The organism is Streptomyces sp. HUAS 15-9, assembly GCF_025642155.1.
Lineage (GTDB): Bacteria > Actinomycetota > Actinomycetes > Streptomycetales > Streptomycetaceae > Streptomyces.
Genome location: NZ_CP106798.1, coordinates 5,976,312 through 5,991,999, shown reverse-complemented (window position 1 = coordinate 5,991,999; position 15,688 = coordinate 5,976,312). Strand labels below are relative to the sequence as shown.

The 15,688-nt window shown below is 68.9% G+C and carries 17 protein-coding genes; 6 read left to right on the top strand and 11 right to left on the bottom strand.

What is annotated here, in order from left to right; all coding sequences use genetic code 11:
• Positions 1-229: 229 nt before the first annotated feature.
• From N8I87_RS27805 to N8I87_RS27795, 3 genes are all read right to left on the bottom strand, one after another.
• Positions 230-553 carry an STAS domain-containing protein gene (locus N8I87_RS27805; protein WP_263212752.1) on the bottom strand — a complete coding sequence of 108 codons (324 nt, stop codon included), beginning with the start codon at positions 551-553 and terminating at the stop codon, positions 230-232.
• A gap of 200 nt (positions 554-753) precedes the next feature.
• Complete coding sequence (locus N8I87_RS27800) at positions 754-1,602, bottom strand: 3-hydroxyacyl-CoA dehydrogenase family protein (protein ID WP_263212751.1); 849 nt, start codon at positions 1,600-1,602, stop codon at positions 754-756.
• A 124-nt stretch (positions 1,603-1,726) separates the two neighbouring features.
• Entirely contained in the window at positions 1,727-2,368 is a 642-nt protein-coding gene (locus N8I87_RS27795; RefSeq protein ID WP_263212748.1) for a TetR/AcrR family transcriptional regulator, read from the bottom strand.
• Between the two features lie 92 nt (positions 2,369-2,460).
• On the opposite strand from N8I87_RS27795, the gene N8I87_RS27790 reads away from it, so the two are divergent.
• The 3 genes from N8I87_RS27790 to N8I87_RS27780 are packed head-to-tail and all read left to right on the top strand — an operon-like array spanning position 2,461 to position 4,592.
• The gene (locus N8I87_RS27790; protein WP_263212745.1) at positions 2,461-3,246 is read left to right on the top strand and encodes an ABC transporter ATP-binding protein; all 786 of its coding nucleotides are present in this window, start codon (positions 2,461-2,463) and stop codon (positions 3,244-3,246) included.
• 10 nt (positions 3,247-3,256) lie between these two features.
• Positions 3,257-4,006 carry an ABC transporter permease gene (locus tag N8I87_RS27785; RefSeq protein WP_263212742.1) on the top strand — a complete coding sequence of 250 codons (750 nt, stop codon included), beginning with the start codon at positions 3,257-3,259 and terminating at the stop codon, positions 4,004-4,006.
• Between the two features lie 13 nt (positions 4,007-4,019).
• Entirely contained in the window at positions 4,020-4,592 is a 573-nt protein-coding gene (locus N8I87_RS27780) for a cob(I)yrinic acid a,c-diamide adenosyltransferase (RefSeq protein WP_263212740.1), read from the top strand.
• Here N8I87_RS27780 and N8I87_RS27775 read toward each other — a convergent pair.
• Positions 4,589-5,134: a hypothetical protein gene (locus tag N8I87_RS27775; RefSeq protein WP_263212738.1), complete on the bottom strand. Its 546-nt coding sequence runs from the start codon at positions 5,132-5,134 to the stop codon at positions 4,589-4,591. The genes N8I87_RS27780 and N8I87_RS27775 overlap by 4 nt on opposite strands.
• Before the next feature lie 152 nt (positions 5,135-5,286).
• Between N8I87_RS27775 and N8I87_RS27770 the strand changes: the two genes are divergently transcribed.
• From N8I87_RS27770 to N8I87_RS27760, 3 genes are all read left to right on the top strand, one after another.
• Positions 5,287-6,459, top strand: coding sequence for a histidine kinase (locus N8I87_RS27770; protein WP_263212736.1), 1,173 nt, complete (start codon positions 5,287-5,289; stop codon positions 6,457-6,459).
• A complete protein-coding gene (locus tag N8I87_RS27765; protein WP_263212734.1) occupies positions 6,456-7,097 on the top strand; it encodes a response regulator in 642 nt (213 codons plus the stop codon). The genes N8I87_RS27770 and N8I87_RS27765 overlap by 4 nt, the downstream gene beginning before the upstream one ends.
• 124 nt (positions 7,098-7,221) lie before the next feature.
• Entirely contained in the window at positions 7,222-9,054 is a 1,833-nt protein-coding gene (locus N8I87_RS27760; protein ID WP_263212732.1) for a glycoside hydrolase family 18 chitinase, read from the top strand.
• An 81-nt stretch (positions 9,055-9,135) separates the two neighbouring features.
• Here N8I87_RS27760 and N8I87_RS27755 read toward each other — a convergent pair whose 3' ends face one another.
• The 7 genes from N8I87_RS27755 to N8I87_RS27725 form a co-directional block, all read right to left on the bottom strand.
• Positions 9,136-9,582, bottom strand: a complete 447-nt coding sequence (locus tag N8I87_RS27755) for a DUF2550 domain-containing protein (protein ID WP_263212730.1) — start codon at positions 9,580-9,582, stop codon at positions 9,136-9,138.
• 129 nt (positions 9,583-9,711) lie between these two features.
• Positions 9,712-10,086 carry a F0F1 ATP synthase subunit epsilon gene (locus N8I87_RS27750; protein ID WP_263212729.1) on the bottom strand — a complete coding sequence of 125 codons (375 nt, stop codon included), beginning with the start codon at positions 10,084-10,086 and terminating at the stop codon, positions 9,712-9,714.
• Positions 10,087-10,220: 134 nt separating this feature from the next.
• Positions 10,221-11,657 carry a F0F1 ATP synthase subunit beta gene (atpD, locus tag N8I87_RS27745; protein ID WP_263212726.1) on the bottom strand — a complete coding sequence of 479 codons (1,437 nt, stop codon included), beginning with the start codon at positions 11,655-11,657 and terminating at the stop codon, positions 10,221-10,223.
• Positions 11,657-12,571: a F0F1 ATP synthase subunit gamma gene (locus N8I87_RS27740; protein ID WP_263212723.1), complete on the bottom strand. Its 915-nt coding sequence runs from the start codon at positions 12,569-12,571 to the stop codon at positions 11,657-11,659. The genes atpD and N8I87_RS27740 overlap by 1 nt, the downstream gene beginning before the upstream one ends.
• 21 nt (positions 12,572-12,592) lie before the next feature.
• Entirely contained in the window at positions 12,593-14,185 is a 1,593-nt protein-coding gene (gene atpA, locus N8I87_RS27735) for a F0F1 ATP synthase subunit alpha (RefSeq protein ID WP_263212721.1), read from the bottom strand.
• Positions 14,186-14,316: 131 nt separating this feature from the next.
• Complete coding sequence (locus N8I87_RS27730) at positions 14,317-15,132, bottom strand: F0F1 ATP synthase subunit delta (RefSeq protein ID WP_263216707.1); 816 nt, start codon at positions 15,130-15,132, stop codon at positions 14,317-14,319.
• A gap of 5 nt (positions 15,133-15,137) precedes the next feature.
• A complete protein-coding gene (locus N8I87_RS27725; protein WP_263212718.1) occupies positions 15,138-15,683 on the bottom strand; it encodes a F0F1 ATP synthase subunit B in 546 nt (181 codons plus the stop codon).
• Between the last annotated feature and the right edge of the window lie 5 nt (positions 15,684-15,688).

The window sequence follows — 15,688 nt, the reverse complement described above, 5'->3', positions numbered from 1 at the left end:
CGGCCCCTCCCGGCCTGCTGCACACCGCGCTGTCGCTTCTGGTCCGGGCCCGCTCGAGGGTTGCATGGCTGCGGGCGACCGAACCTTAAACCTTGGCACAGTATCTCCGACAGGCCGGGGTACCGGGCCGTCCGAGACGTCACAGTCTCGTGAGGATTGCGCGCGACGTGCGGTTCGCCGAGGTCCGACCGGGTCTCGTCCGCACCCTGGAGCACACCCGGTCGAGGAGTTACACGCGGGGCAGCGACTCCACCCCGATGCCCCCCTCGATGGCCAGGATCCGGTGCAGCCGGGTGGCCACCAGCAGGCGCTGCATCTGCGGCGGTACACCGCGCAGCACCAGGCGGCGGCCGCAGCGGCCGGCCCGCCGGTGGGCACCCATGATCACCCCGAGTCCGGTGGCGTCCCAGGAGTCCAGTTCTGACAGGTCGAGCACGAGGTCGCCGACTCCGCCGTCGACGGCCGCATGCAGGACCGTACGGGCGTCCGCCGCGCTGCGGACGTCGAGGCGGCCCCCGACGACCAGCCCGGCGTGGTCGCCCCTGATGTGCATATGCGCTCCCTGAGAGTGCGGCGTCGTGCTCCAGGTAGTCCAAGACGATGCGTTGCATCGTCTGACTGCTTCAGCGGCGACGAGGTTGCCGTCTGTAAGCGAACCGATACCGAATTCACCCCCGCGGGTGATACCCGCGGGGACTGTGCGGTTTCAGCGGCGGTACGTAGGTGAGTTCCAGGGCGGCACGTACATGAGTTTCAGTACGTGTAGAAGCCCTGCCCGCTCTTGCGTCCGATGTCACCGGCGTCAACCATCCGGCGCATCAGCTCCGGCGGCGCGAACTTCTCGTCCTGGGACTCGGTGTAGATGTTGCTGGTGGCGTGCAGCAGGATGTCGACGCCGGTCAGGTCCGCCGTGGCGAGCGGGCCCATGGCGTGTCCGAAGCCCAGCTTGCAGGCGAGGTCGATGTCCTCGGCCGTCGCGACGCCCGACTCGTACAGCTTGGTCGCCTCGACGACGAGGGCCGAGATGAGGCGGGTGGTGACGAAGCCGGCGACGTCCCGGTTGACGACGATGCAGGTCTTGCCGACGGACTCGGCGAACTCCCGCGCGGTGGCGAGGGTTTCGTCGCTGGTCTTGTAGCCTCGGACGAGTTCGACGAGCTGCATCATCGGCACCGGCGAGAAGAAGTGCACACCGACGACCCGCTCGGGGCGCTCAGTGGCCGCCGCGATCTTGGTGATCGGGATCGCGGAGGTGTTGGAGGCGAGCACCGTCTCCGGGCGCACGATCTTGTCGAGCGCGCGGAAGATCTCGTGCTTGACCTCGAGCTTCTCGAAGACGGCCTCGACGACGACATCGGCGTCCGCGGCCGCGTCCAGGTCGGTGGTCGCGGTGATGCGGCCCAGGGCGGCGTCGGCGTCGTGCGCCTCCATCTTGCCCTTGCTCACGAACTTGTCGTACGAGGCCTTGATGCCGTCGGTGCCACGCTTGAGTGCCTCGTCGGTGACGTCACGCAGGACGACGTCCCAGCCCGCCTGCGCGGAGACCTGGGCAATGCCGGAACCCATGAGACCGGCCCCGATGACGGCGAGCTTCCGTGCCACTCCGACTCCCCTTACACGCTGTTTACGTACGACTCTTTCGCGGACGATAGCGCTCGTGAGGGGCCGTGTGACCAGTAAGTAATGCGCGTCACGTCTCAGCTGACGGACATCACACCGGGAGGGGTCATTCCAAGCCTCGGACGGCGTAGTTGAGCACCTTTTCACTCAACAGGTCCTCTATGTCATCAAGGAGGACCAGCATCTCTCGGGACACTTCACGCGGATCGCGACCTTTGATCATCTCGCACGCGATGGCGGACATGACGGCGCCGTGCGCCCAGTTGATCTGACCCGCCATCAGAGCGGGAAGCGGATCATCCTCGGCCGCACCGGTCTCCTCGCGCAGCACCGCCTCGAGATTGGCTTGGATCTCCTGCTGGATCGCCCACAGCCGGGAGCGCAGCGCGGGCGCCTCCTCGATCACCCGCATGAAGCGGGCGTAGCCGGGGATCAGCCCGACCCGGGGCGAGACCGCCTCGACCTCCTCGCGCAGTTCACGCAGCACCGCCACGGCGGCCGACTCCCCGCCGGCCCGGCCGCGCACCCAGCGGGCCGGCCGGCCGGTCATGCCGGAGGAGCGGTCGAAGAAGAGGTCCTCCTTGGCCGGGAAGTAGTTGTAGACCGTGTTGACGGAGACATCGGCCGCGTCGGCGATCTCCGCCATCGTCACCGCGTCGAATCCACGCTCGATGAACAGGCCCGTGGCGACATCCGAGATGTACTGCCTGGTCTGCCGCTTCTTCCGCTCCCGGAGCCCTTCTGCCATGTCCGAATCCTAGCCTCGCCGGGCCGCTTCACTGGGCAGAGTGAAAACTTAGAGTCATTGCAAAATTTCAGGGACTCTGTTTTTCTGTCGGCATGACAGCAGTCATCAGCGCGGCCGGACTGGCCCGCACCTTCCAGACGAAACGCGGCGCCGTCGAGGCCGTGCGCGGCATCGACCTCACCGTCCGCGAGGGCGAGATCCTCGGCTTCCTCGGCCCGAACGGCGCCGGCAAGACGACCACCCTGCGCATGCTCACCACCCTGCTGAAGCCGACCGGCGGCGCGGCGACCGTCGCCGGCCACGACCTGGCCACCGACCCGGCCGGGGTACGCCGCGCATGCGGCTACGTCGCCCAGTCCGGCGGCGTCGACGGGCAGATCGGCGTGCGGGAGGAACTGGTCACCCAGGGCCGCCTCTACCGCCTGACAAAGGTCCGGGCCGTCGAACGCGCCGCCGAACTGGCCCACGACCTGGACCTCACCGAGTTGCTCGACCGCAGGACATCCGCACTGTCGGGCGGTCAGCGACGACGCCTGGACATCGCGATGGCACTCACCCACCGCCCGAAGGTCCTGTTCCTCGACGAGCCCACGACCGGTCTCGATCCCGGCAGCCGCGCGGACCTCTGGGCCCTGATCCGCCGACTGCGCGACGCGCACGGCACAACGGTGTTCCTCACCACCCACTACCTGGACGAGGCCGACACCCTGGCCGACCGGCTGGTCGTCGTCGACCGGGGCGTGGTCGTGGCCCAGGGCACACCGAGCGCGCTGAAGCTGGAGTACGGCGGCTCGATCGACGCCTCGCTCCAGGACACGTTTCTCGCCATCACCGGCCGCGGGCCCTCCCCGGCCGACGCCACCCCCGTAGCCGTATAGGACCGCCAGGATGCTCCTCCACGACACCGCACTCATCTACGGCCGCTATCTGCGCCAGTCCCTGCGCTCCCGCTTCGCGCTGCTCTTCGGCGTGCTGATGCCGCTGCTGTATCTGTTCTTCTTCGGCCCGCTGCTCACCGGCCTCCCGCTCGGCGCACGGGGCAGTTCCTGGCAGGTCCTCGTCCCCGGGCTGCTGCTCCAACTCGGCCTGTTCGGCGCCGCCTTCGCAGGGTTCGCGATCATCATCGAGAAGGGGCAGGGGGTGGTGGAGCGCATGCGCGTCACTCCGGTCAGCCGGCTCGCCCTGCTGCTCGGCAGGGTACTGCGCGACGCCACGGTCTTCGTCTTCCAGGCGGTGCTGCTGGTGCTGGCCGCGGTGGCGATGGGACTGCGCGCGCCGCTGCCCGGCATCCTGATCGGCTTCGCGTTCGTCGCCCTGCTCACCGTCTCCCTCGGCTCGCTGTCGTACGCGATGGCGATGAAGGTCGGCACCCCGCAGGAGTTCGGCCCGCTGGTCAACGCGCTGACCATGCCGTCGATGCTCCTGTCGGGCCTGATGCTGCCGATGACCCTGGCACCGGGCTGGCTGGACGTGCTCTCCCACTTCGTCCCGTTCCGCTATCTCGTGGACGCGGTGCGGGATGCGTACGTCGGCTCCTACACGACGGCCCACATGTTCTACGGCGCCCTCGTCGCCGTCGCCTTCGCGACTGTGGCCGTGACGGTGGGCACACGCGTCTTCCGAACGGCCGGAGGGTAACTACGCTGGCCATATGGTCAACCTCACGCGTATCTACACCAGGACCGGCGACAAGGGCACCACCGCCCTCGGCGACATGAGCCGGGTCGCCAAGACCGATCTGCGGATCTCGGCCTACGCCGACACCAACGAGGCCAACGCGGTGATCGGGACGGCGATCGCGCTGGGCGGCCTGGCGGAGGAGATCGTCACAGTCCTCACCCGCGTGCAGAACGACCTGTTCGACGTGGGCGCCGACCTGTCGACGCCGGTGGTGGAGGACCCCAAGTTCCCGCCGCTCAGGGTCGAGCAGTTCTACATCGACAAGCTGGAGGCGGACTGCGACCGCTTCAACGAGGAGCTGACGAAGCTGCGCTCCTTCATCCTCCCCGCCGGCACCCCGGGCGCGGCCCTGCTCCACCAGGCCTGCACGGTCGTACGCCGTGCCGAGCGCTCGACATGGGCGGCCCTGGATGTCCACGGCGAGATCATGAACCCCCTGACCGCGACCTACCTCAACCGCCTCTCGGACCTGCTCTTCATCCTGGCCCGCACCGCCAACAAGGAGGTCGGGGACGTGCTGTGGGTGCCGGGCGGGGAACGTTAGGGGAGCTTGGCAGGCTCCCGCCCGGGGAACAGGGTGTAGGTCGCGGCGATGATCACGTTGATGCCGATCACCCACACCATCCTCAGCTGCCACGCCCGCAGCGAACCGGTCCCGGCGTCGTCACCGACGTACCAGACCGCGCCCTGGAGCAGGGCGATGGCCACCACGGACGCCAGGATCCAGCGGCCCGCGACCTTCCACTCGTGGACGGCGCGGGCCGTGCCGTACTTCGGCGGCCTCACCGGCGGCGGGCCACCGGCGAACCGGTGCGCGATCCGGGCGTCGGCCCACTTGATCGTGGAGTGCCCGAGGCCCACCGTGAAGCCGATGTAGACGGCCGCGAGGCCGTGCCGCCAGTCGGGCTCGGCACCGTTCTTGAGGTCGATCGCCGTGACGGCGAACAGCACGAGCTCCAGCAGCGGCTCGCACAGCAGCAGGGCCAGTCCGGTGCGCGGCATCCTCAGCGGATAGCGGAAGGCCAGTCCGGCCGCCAGCAGCACCCAGAAGGCCACCTCACAGGCCACGATCAACGCGACGATCACGTCTCGCTCCTCTCGGTCGCCCTTCCAGGCTCCCGTCGGTCCGCGCGGGCCGCGTCGTCGGCGGTGACGAACTCCCCGTACATCGAAAGATGCAGTTCGGGACCGTTCCACAGGAGCACGCGGGCGGTGCGCGCGCCGTGTTGGATGGGGGCATGGCCCTGACGCTTCCGCGCCCGCACCGCGACGACATACGCATCGCCGTGGGCGGCTTCCTCGGAGGTCTGCTGATGTGGGGGCTGGGGCTCAGCCCCCGGGAGGTCACCGACGGCCTGGTGCTGGTGCCGCAGCGGTGGGCCGTGCTGGTGCCGCTGGCCGTGACGGCCGCGTGCGAACTGCTGCGCCGCACCCGGCCGAGGTTCGCCATGCTGGTCGGCACCGCCATGCTGACCGTGGACACGGTGACGCGGGGCAGCGTGGTCACGGTCGTCCTGTTCACCGACCTCATGTACGCGGCCGTCCTGTACGGCACCCCGGCCTCCGCCCGCCGCATCCCCTGGATCACCGGGCTGCTCACGGTGATCGGCGGGGTGGTGCCGGCCGCGCTCTGGCGTGACCCGAAAGGTCTGCTGATCGGTGTCGGCGTCGGTGTGGTGGCGCTCGCCCCCGCCGCGACCGGGTGGGTCGTGCGCGACCACCGTGACGCGGCCGAGGCCGCCCGGCTGCGCGCCGAACAGACCGCACTGCTGGCCGAGATGGACCGTGTCCAAGCGGTGACCGCCGAACGGGCGCGGGTGGCCCGTGAGTTGCACGACATGGTCGCCAACCATCTGTCCGCGATCGCCATCCACTCCACGGCCGCCCTGTCCATCGACGACCCCGGGACCAGCAGACAGGCCCTCGCCGTCATCCGGGAGAACAGCGTCGAAGGGCTCGCCGAGATGCGGCGGCTGATCGGGATCCTGCGGGACCGTGGCGGCGAACACGAGCCGTCCGCCACCCTCACCCTCGACGGCCTCACCGCCCTGGTCGACGGCGCCCGTGCCAACGGCCTCGACGTCACCCTGGACACCGACCACGGCCGGGTGCCCGCCCCGGTCGAGCTGGCCGCATACCGCATGGTCCAGGAGTCCCTGACCAACGCGCTCAAGCACGCCGGCCCGGGCCGTGTCACCGTCCGCCTGACCCAGCGGGACGGCATGCTCGACCTCCATGTGACCAGCCCTTACGGTCACCGGGACACCCCCCGCGCCCCCGGCTCCGGCGCCGGACTGATCGGGATGCGGGAGCGGGCGGCACTGCTCGGCGGCCGGTTCGACGCCGGCCCCGAGGGCGCACTCTGGGCCGTACGTGTCACCCTGCCCGTGACCGAAGGAGACCCCGAATGATCCGCGTCCTGGTCGCGGAGGACCAGTCCGCCGTGCGCGCCGGGCTGGTGCTCATCCTGAACAGCGCGCCCGACATCGAGGTGGCCGGCGAGGCGGCCGACGGTGAGCGGGCGGTGGCACTGGCCCGCGAGCTGCGGCCGGATCTGGTGCTGATGGACGTTCAGATGCCGCGCCTGGACGGGGTGTCGGCGACCCGGAAGGTCGTCGCGGAGGGGCTCGCGGATGTGCTCGTGCTCACCACCTTCGACCTCGACGAGTATGTCTTCGGGGCGCTGCGGGCCGGTGCGGCCGGGTTTCTGCTGAAGAACACCGAGGCGAAGGATCTGCTGGAGGCGGTGCGTACGGTGGCGCGCGGGGAAGGGATCGTCGCCCCGGCGGTCACCCGGCGGCTGATCGCCGAGTTCGCCGCACGGCCGGTGCGGGAGTCGAGCGCCGATCCCGCGGCCTTGGAGTCACTGACCCCCCGTGAGCGCGAGGTGCTGTCCTGCCTCGGAAAGGGGCTGTCCAACGCGGGGGTCGCCGAGCGGCTGGACATGGCGGAGGCGACCGTGAAGACCCACGTCAGCCGTCTGCTGGCGAAGCTGGAGCTGCGCAGCCGAGTTCAAGCGGCCGTGCTGGCCCAGGAGTTGGGGATCTAGGGGGATTCCGGACGAGTGGTCCAGACCTATTGACGCGTGGTCCAGACCTTTCTATTCTCGCGGCACCGTGGGCGTGAAGGCTCAGTCATGCCCCTGACACCCCCGAGATAGAGGGAGGCGCAGCATGCGCTTCAGACACAGAGCCGCGGCAGGGTTCGCGACCCTGTTGCTCCCCCTGGCCGGACTGGTCGGCCTCACGAGTCCCGCCCAGGCCGCGGCAGACTCCGCCGGCGCTACCGCCACCTACGCCAAGACCCAGGACTGGGGCTCCGGCTTCGAGGGCAAGTGGACCGTCAAGAACACCGGCACCACCGCCATCAGCTCGTGGACGATCGAGTGGGACTTCCCCTCCGGTACGTCCGTCACCTCGGCCTGGGACGCGGACGTCACCTCCTCCGGCACCCACTGGACCGCCAAGAACAAGTCCTACAACGGCTCCATCGCCCCAGGTGCCTCCGTCTCCTTCGGCTTCAACGGCGCCGGCTCCGGCTCACCGTCGGGCTGCAAGCTGAACGGCGACAGTTGCGACGGCACCACCGTCCCCGGTGACGCGGCGCCCTCCGCGCCCGGCACCCCGACCGCGTCGAACATCACCGACACCTCGGTGAAGCTGTCCTGGTCGGCGGCGACCGACGACAAGGGCATCAAGAACTACGACGTGCTGCGCGACGGCTCGAAGGTCGCCACCGTGACGACGACCTCGTACACGGACAACGGCCTGAGTGCCGGCACCGACTACTCCTACACCGTCCAGGCCCGTGACACCGCCGACCAGACCGGTCCGGTCAGCGGCGCGGTCGCGGTCCACACCACCGGCGGCGGCACCAATCCCCCGCCCCCCGGCGACAAGGTCAAGCTCGGCTACTTCACCGAGTGGGGCATCTACGGCCGCAACTACAACGTCAAGAACCTGGTGACGTCCGGCTCGGCCGCCAAGATCACGCACATCAACTACGCCTTCGGCAACGTCACCAACGGCCAGTGCGCGATCGGCGACTCCTACGCCGACTACGACAAGGCCTTCACCGCCGACCAGTCGGTCAGCGGCGTCGCCGACACCTGGGACCAGCCGCTGCGCGGCAACTTCAACCAGCTGCGCGAGCTGAAGGCCAAGTACCCGAACATCAAGGTGCTGTGGTCCTTCGGCGGCTGGACCTGGTCCGGCGGCTTCGGCCAGGCCGCGGCCAACCCGGCCGCGTTCGCGCAGTCCTGCTACAACCTGGTCGAGGACCCGCGCTGGGCCGACGTGTTCGACGGCATCGACATCGACTGGGAGTACCCGAACGCCTGCGGTCTGTCCTGTGACACCAGCGGGGCGGCGGCCTTCAAGAACGTGATGTCCGCGCTGCGCGCCAAGTTCGGCTCGAACAACCTGGTCACCGCCGCGGTCACCGCCGACGGCTCCTCCGGCGGCAAGATCGACGCGGCCGACTACGCAGGCGCGGCCCAGTACGTCGACTGGTACAACGTGATGACGTACGACTTCTTCGGCGCCTGGGCGGCGCAGGGCCCCACGGCCCCGCACTCCCCGCTCACCTCGTACAGCGGCATCCCGACCGCCGGCTTCACCACGGCCGACGCGATGGCCAAGTACAAGGCGAAGGGCGTGCCCGCGAGCAAGCTGCTCATCGGCATCGGCTTCTACGGCCGCGGCTGGACCGGCGTCACCCAGGACGCCCCGGGCGGCACGGCCACGGGCCCGGCGGCCGGCACCTACGAGCAGGGCATCGAGGACTACAAGGTCCTCAAGACGTCCTGCCCGGCCACCGGCACCATCGCGGGCACGGCGTACGCGCACTGCGGCAGCAACTGGTGGTCGTACGACACTCCCGCCACCATCAACAGCAAGATGGCGTGGGCCAAGTCCCAGGGCCTGGGCGGCGCCTTCTTCTGGGAGTTCAGCGGTGACACCAGCAACGGAGAGCTGGTGAGCGCCATCAACAGCGGGCTGTCGTAAGACAGTTCGAAATAGTAAGAAGCGTTGAGCGACGTTCACTCTCCTCCGGACTTCACTTCGTCCGGGGGAGAGTGAATGTGGCTACGCCACATTCACTCGCTGACCGGGCGGGGCTGCTTCCAGCCACGCGAGAAATCCGGTCAGCGCGTCTTCGGTCATGGCGAGTTCGAGGCGGGTGCCCCGATGGGTACAGGCGAGGATGACGGCGTCGGAGAGCAGCGCCAGTTCCTCCTCGCCCTCGGGGAGCCGGCGGCCGGCCACCTCGATCTGCGAGCGTTCCAGGACGCGGCGCGGGCGGGGGGCGTAGGAGAAGACCCGGTACCACTCGATCCGGTCGCCGTTGTAGCGGGCCACGCCATAGCTCCAGCCCTTGCCGCTGGCGTCGGGTTTCTCCGGTACGTCCCAGCGCAGGCTGCAGTCGAAGGTCCCGCCGGACCGCTGGATGAGTCTGCGCCGCAGGCCGAACAGGAAGAGTCCCACCACCACGAGCGCGACCACGACTCCGCACACAGTCAGAGCGAGGACCATCGGCACCGACCTCCTCGTCTCCTAGGTAACGGAACGGAAAAAACACCCACATCTGCCTCAGCCGCGGCTGGTACCGGATTGCTCCGGTCCCAGCCGCGGCTGAGTGACGTCATCACACAGTGCGCTGGCTCAGCGCGCCGTCGCCGCACGCAGTCGAACGTCCGCGCGGCGCTCGGCGGAGGCGTCGGCCTCCGACTTCGCGCGCTCGAGCGCCCGCTCCGCGCGCTGGACATCGATCTCGTCCGACAGCTCGGCGATCTCGGCCAGCAGCGACAGCTTGTTGTCCGCGAACGAGATGAAACCGCCGTGCACCGCGGCGACGACCGTTGCACCATCACTCGTACGGATGGTCACCGGGCCCGACTCCAGCACACCGAGCAGCGGCTGGTGACCGGGCATGACGCCGATGTCGCCGGAGGTGGTGCGCGCGACGACCAGGGTGGCCTCGCCGGACCAGACCTCTCGGTCGGCCGCGACCAGCGCGACGTGCAGCTCAGCAGCCAAGGGTGGCTCCTCGGGTCACCACCCGGCGGATCTGCCGGGTGTTGGTTACAAGTCTAGTGGGCGTGAAAGAGGGGGCGGGACGTACCCCGCCCCCTCAGGTGTGAGCCGCGGGGCTCACGGTGAACTCAGGGAGTTCAGGAGACGCCCAGCTCCTTGGCGTTGGCCTTGAGGTCCTCGATGCCACCGCACATGAAGAACGCCTGCTCGGGGAAGTGGTCGTACTCACCGTCACAGATGGCGTTGAACGCGGCGATCGACTCGTCGAGCGGCACGTCCGAGCCGTCCACGCCGGTGAACTGCTTGGCGACGTGGGTGTTCTGGGACAGGAAGCGCTCCACACGACGGGCACGGTGGACGACGAGCTTGTCCTCCTCGCCGAGCTCGTCGATACCGAGGATCGCGATGATGTCCTGGAGGTCCTTGTACTTCTGCAGGATCGTCTTCACGCGCATGGCCGCGTTGTAGTGGTCCTGCGCGATGTACCGCGGGTCCAGGATGCGGGACGTGGAGTCCAGCGGGTCCACGGCCGGGTAGATGCCCTTCTCGGAGATCGGACGGGACAGCACCGTCGTCGCGTCGAGGTGGGCGAAGGTGGTGGCCGGGGCCGGGTCGGTCAGGTCGTCCGCGGGGACGTAGATCGCCTGCATCGAGGTGATCGAGTGACCGCGGGTCGAGGTGATCCGCTCCTGGAGGAGACCCATCTCGTCGGCCAGGTTCGGCTGGTAACCCACCGCGGAGGGCATACGGCCGAGCAGCGTGGAGACCTCGGAACCGGCCTGCGTGAAGCGGAAGATGTTGTCGATGAAGAACAGCACGTCCTGCTTCTGGACGTCACGGAAGTACTCGGCCATGGTGAGGCCGGCCAGCGCGACGCGCAGACGGGTGCCCGGGGGCTCGTCCATCTGACCGAAGACCAGGGCGGTCTTGTCGATGACGCCCGAGTCCGACATCTCCTCGATGAGGTCGTTGCCCTCACGGGTGCGCTCACCGACACCGGCGAACACGGAGACACCGTCGTGGTTGTTGGCGACGCGGTAGATCATCTCCTGGATGAGCACCGTCTTGCCGACGCCGGCACCGCCGAACAGGCCGATCTTGCCGCCCTTGACGTACGGGGTGAGCAGGTCGATGACCTTGACGCCCGTCTCGAACATCTCGGTCTTGGACTCGAGCTCGTCGAAGTTCGGGGCCTTGCGGTGGATCGGCCAGCGCTCGCCGTCGTAGGTCTCGTCGACGTTCAGCACCTCACCGAGGGTGTTGAACACCTTGCCCTTGGTGAAGTCGCCGACCGGCACCGAGATGGCGGAGCCGGTGTCGGTCACCTGGGCCTGGCGGACCAGACCGTCGGTGGGCTGCATGGAGATGGTGCGGACCAGGCCGTCACCCAGGTGCTGGGCGACCTCCAGGGTCAGCGTCTTCTTCTCGCCTGCGTTGGCCGGGTCGGCCACCTCGACGTGAAGGGCGTTGTAGATGTCCGGCATCGCGTCGACGGGGAACTCCACGTCGACGACCGGGCCGATGACCCGGGCGACGCGGCCCGTGGCCGTCGCGGTCTCAACAGTGGTGGTCATTAGCGGTCACTCCCCGCGGTCGCGTCGGCCAGGGCGCTCGCGCCACCGACGATCTCGCTGATTTCCTGGGTGATTTCGGCCTGGCGGGCCGCGTTGGCAAGCCGGGAGAGGCTCTCGATGAGCTCACCGGCGTTGTCGGTCGCCGACTTCATCGCGCGCCGCGTGGCGGCGTGCTTCGAAGCGGCCGACTGGAGCAGCGCGTTGTAGATACGGCTCTCCACGTAGCGCGGCAGCAGGGCGTCGAGGACGTCCTCCGCCGAGGGCTCGAAGTCGAACAGCGGAAGGATCTCGCCCTTGGGCGTCTCCTCCGCGACCTCTTCGAGGCGCAGCGGCAGCAGCCGGGCGCCGAGCGCCGTCTGCGTCATCATCGAGACGAACTCGGTGAAGACGATGTGGAGTTCGTCCACGCCGCCGTCCGCCGTCTCCTTCTCGATGGCCTCGATCAGAGGCGCCGCCACCTTCTTGGCGTCCGCGTACGAGGGCTCGTCGGTGAAGCCCGTCCACGACTCCGAGATCTTGCGCTCACGGAAGTTGTAGTGGGCCACACCACGGCGGCCGACGATGTACGTGTCGACCTGCTTGCCCTCGCGCTCCAGGCGCTCGGTCAGCTGCTCCGCCGCCTTGATGGCGTTGGAGTTGAAGGCACCGGCCAGACCGCGGTCGCTCGTCAGGAGCAGGACCGCGGCACGGGTCGGGTTCTCCGTCTCCGTGGTCAGCGGGTGCTTGGTGTTCGAACCGGTACCGACCGCCGTGACCGCGCGGGTGAGCTCGGTCGCGTACGGCGTGGAGGCCGCCACCTTGCGCTGCGCCTTGACGACACGCGAGGCGGCGATCATCTCCATCGCCTTGGTGATCTTCTTGGTCGCGGTGACGGATCGGATGCGACGCTTGTAGACCCGGAGCTGGGCTCCCATGAGTCAGGTCCCTTCCTTACGTCACTTGGCGGCAGCGGCCGGAGTGTCCTCGCCGAGCAGCTTGCCGTCGGAGGTCTCGAACTGCTTCTTGAAGTCCGCGATCGCGTCGGCCACGGCCGTCAGCGTGTCGTCGGACATCTTGCCGCCCTCCTTGATGGAGGTCATGAGGCCCTGCTCCTTGCGGTGCAGGTACTCCAGGAGCTCCTTCTCGAAGCGGCGGATGTCGACGACCGGAACGTCGTCCATCTTGCCGGTGGTGCCGGCCCAGACGGAGACGACCTGGTCCTCGGTGGACATCGGCTGGTACTGGGCCTGCTTCAGCAGCTCGACCATGCGCTGACCGCGCTCCAGCTGCGCCTTCGAGGCGGCGTCCAGGTCGGAACCGAAGGCGGCGAACGCCTCCAGCTCACGGAACTGGGCCAGGTCGACGCGCAGACGGCCGGAGACCTGCTTCATCGCCTTGTGCTGCGCGGAACCACCGACTCGGGAGACGGAGATACCGACGTTCAGCGCGGGACGCTGACCGGCGTTGAACAGGTCCGACTCCAGGAAGCACTGGCCGTCGGTGATGGAGATGACGTTGGTCGGGATGAACGCCGAGACGTCGTTGGCCTTGGTCTCGACGATCGGCAGACCGGTCATCGAGCCGGCGCCCATGTCGTCGGAGAGCTTCGCGCAGCGCTCCAGCAGCCGGGAGTGCAGGTAGAAGACGTCACCCGGGTAGGCCTCACGGCCCGGCGGGCGGCGCAGCAGCAGCGACACGGCGCGGTAGGCGTCGGCCTGCTTCGACAGGTCGTCGAAGATGATCAGGACGTGCTTGCCCTCGTACATCCAGTGCTGGCCGATGGCCGAGCCGGTGTAGGGCGCCAGGTACTTGAAGCCGGCCGGGTCGGACGCCGGGGCGGCGACGATGGTCGTGTACTCCAGCGCGCCGTTCTCCTCCAGCGCGCGGCGGACCGACGCGATGGTGGAGCCCTTCTGGCCGATGGCGACGTAGATGCAGCGGACCTGCTTGTTCGGGTCGCCGGTGCGCCAGTTGTCACGCTGGTTGATGATCGTGTCGACGGCCAGGGCGGTCTTGCCGGTCTGGCGGTCACCGATGATCAGCTGACGCTGACCACGGCCGACCGGGGTCATGGCGTCGACGGCCTTGTAGCCGGTCTCCATCGGCTCGTGCACCGACTTGCGCTGCATAACCGTGGGGGCCTGCAGTTCGAGGGCGCGGCGACCGGTGGTCTCGATCTCGCCGAGGCCGTCGATCGGGTTGCCGAGCGGGTCGACGACGCGGCCGAGGTAGCCCTCGCCGACCGCGACGGAGAGGACCTCACCGGTGCGCTGCACCGGCTGACCCTCCTCGATGCCGCTGAACTCACCGAGGACGATGGCGCCGATCTCGCGCTCTTCCAGGTTGAGCGCGAGGCCGAGGGTGCCGTCCTCGAACTTCAGCAGTTCGTTGGCCATGGCCGAGGGCAGGCCCTCGACCTTCGCGATGCCGTCGCCGGCAAGGGTGACCGTACCGACCTCCTCGCGCGAGGCCGCGTCCGGCTTGTACGACTGGACGAAGTTCTCCAGCGCGTCCCGGATCTCCTCCGGCCGGATCGTGAGCTCCGCCATCTGGGTTCCCTGCTCTCCTTGTTGGGCCCGAAGTTTCACTTGGGGGGATGGGGACTCCCCCCTGAACGAGGTGAATCCTCTGCACGGCCCAACCAGGGCCGTAATTACTTTTTTCGATTTCCGCGTTGCTGCTAGCTCGCCATGCGGCGGGCGGCGTCCTCGAGGCGGTCCGCGAGGGAGCCGTTGATGACCTCGTCACCGACCTGCACCCGGATCCCGCCGACGACCTCGGGGTCGACGTCGAGGTTGAGGTGCATCTTGCGGCCGTAGAGCTTCGCGAGGGCGGCGCCCAGGCGCTGCTTCTGCGTGTCGCTCAGCGGCACCGCCGAGGTGACGACGGCGACCAGGCGGTCCCGGCGCTCGGCGGCGAGCTTGGACAGGGACTCCAGTCCCGCCTCCAGGCTACGTCCCCGCGGCGCGGTCACAAGGCGCGTCACCAGACGCTCGGTGGCCGGCTTGGCACGGCCGCCGAGCAGCCGGTGCAGCAGCTCGATCTTGGCCGGGGTGCCGGCCTTGCGGTCGGTCAGCGCGGCGCGCAGCTCGGTGTTCGAGGCGATGATCCGGCCGAACCGGAACAGCTCGTCCTCGACGTCGTCGAGCGTGTGCGCCTTCTCCGCCGCCGTGAGGTCGGCGACGTCCGCCAGCACCTCCACCGCGTCCACCAGGTCGCGAGGCTGTGACCAGCGGGAACGGACCATGCCGGACACCAGGTCGGCGGCCTCGCCGCTGACCTGGCCGCCGATCAGACGGCGCACCAGCTCGGCCTTGGCCTCCCCGGCCTGCGCCGGGTCGGTGAGGACCCGACGCAGCGACGGCTCACGGTCGAGCAGCGCGGTGACGGCCGCCAGCTCGTCGGCGAGCCGCGCCGCGTCCACGGACGTGGTGTCCGTCAGCGCGTCGAGACGCTCACGTGCGGCTGCCAGTGCCTCGCGGCTCGCTCCGTGCATACCCGTCATCGGGTCGCCTCGGCCTTCTCCTCGAGCTCGTCGAGGAAGCGGTCGATCACGCGGCTCTGACGGGCGTGGTCCTCGAGGGACTCGCCGACGAGCTTGCCGGCCAGTTCGGTGGCGAGCTTGCCGACGTCCTGACGCAGCGCGGCGGAAGCGGTCTTGCGGTCGGCGTCGATCTGGGCGTGACCGGCGGCGACGATCTCCTCGCGCTGCCGCTGGCCCTCGGCCCGCATCTCGGCGATGAGCGTGGCGCCCTGCTCCTGCGCCTCCTGGCGCAGGCGCGCGGCCTCGTGCCGGGCCTCGGCGAGCTGAGCCTTGTACTGCTCAAGAACGCTCTGTGCCTCGGTCTGCGCGGCCTCGGCCTTCTCGATACCGCCCTCGATGGCCTCGCGGCGCTGCTCCAGAACCTTGTTGATGTTCGGAAGGAGCTTCCAGGCGAGGAAGCCGAAGACGATGACGAAGGCGAGCAGGCCGATGACGAGCTCGGGGATCGGCGGGATGAGGGGGTTTTCCGCCTCCTCGGCCGCCAGAATGAGCATCTGGCTCATGTCAG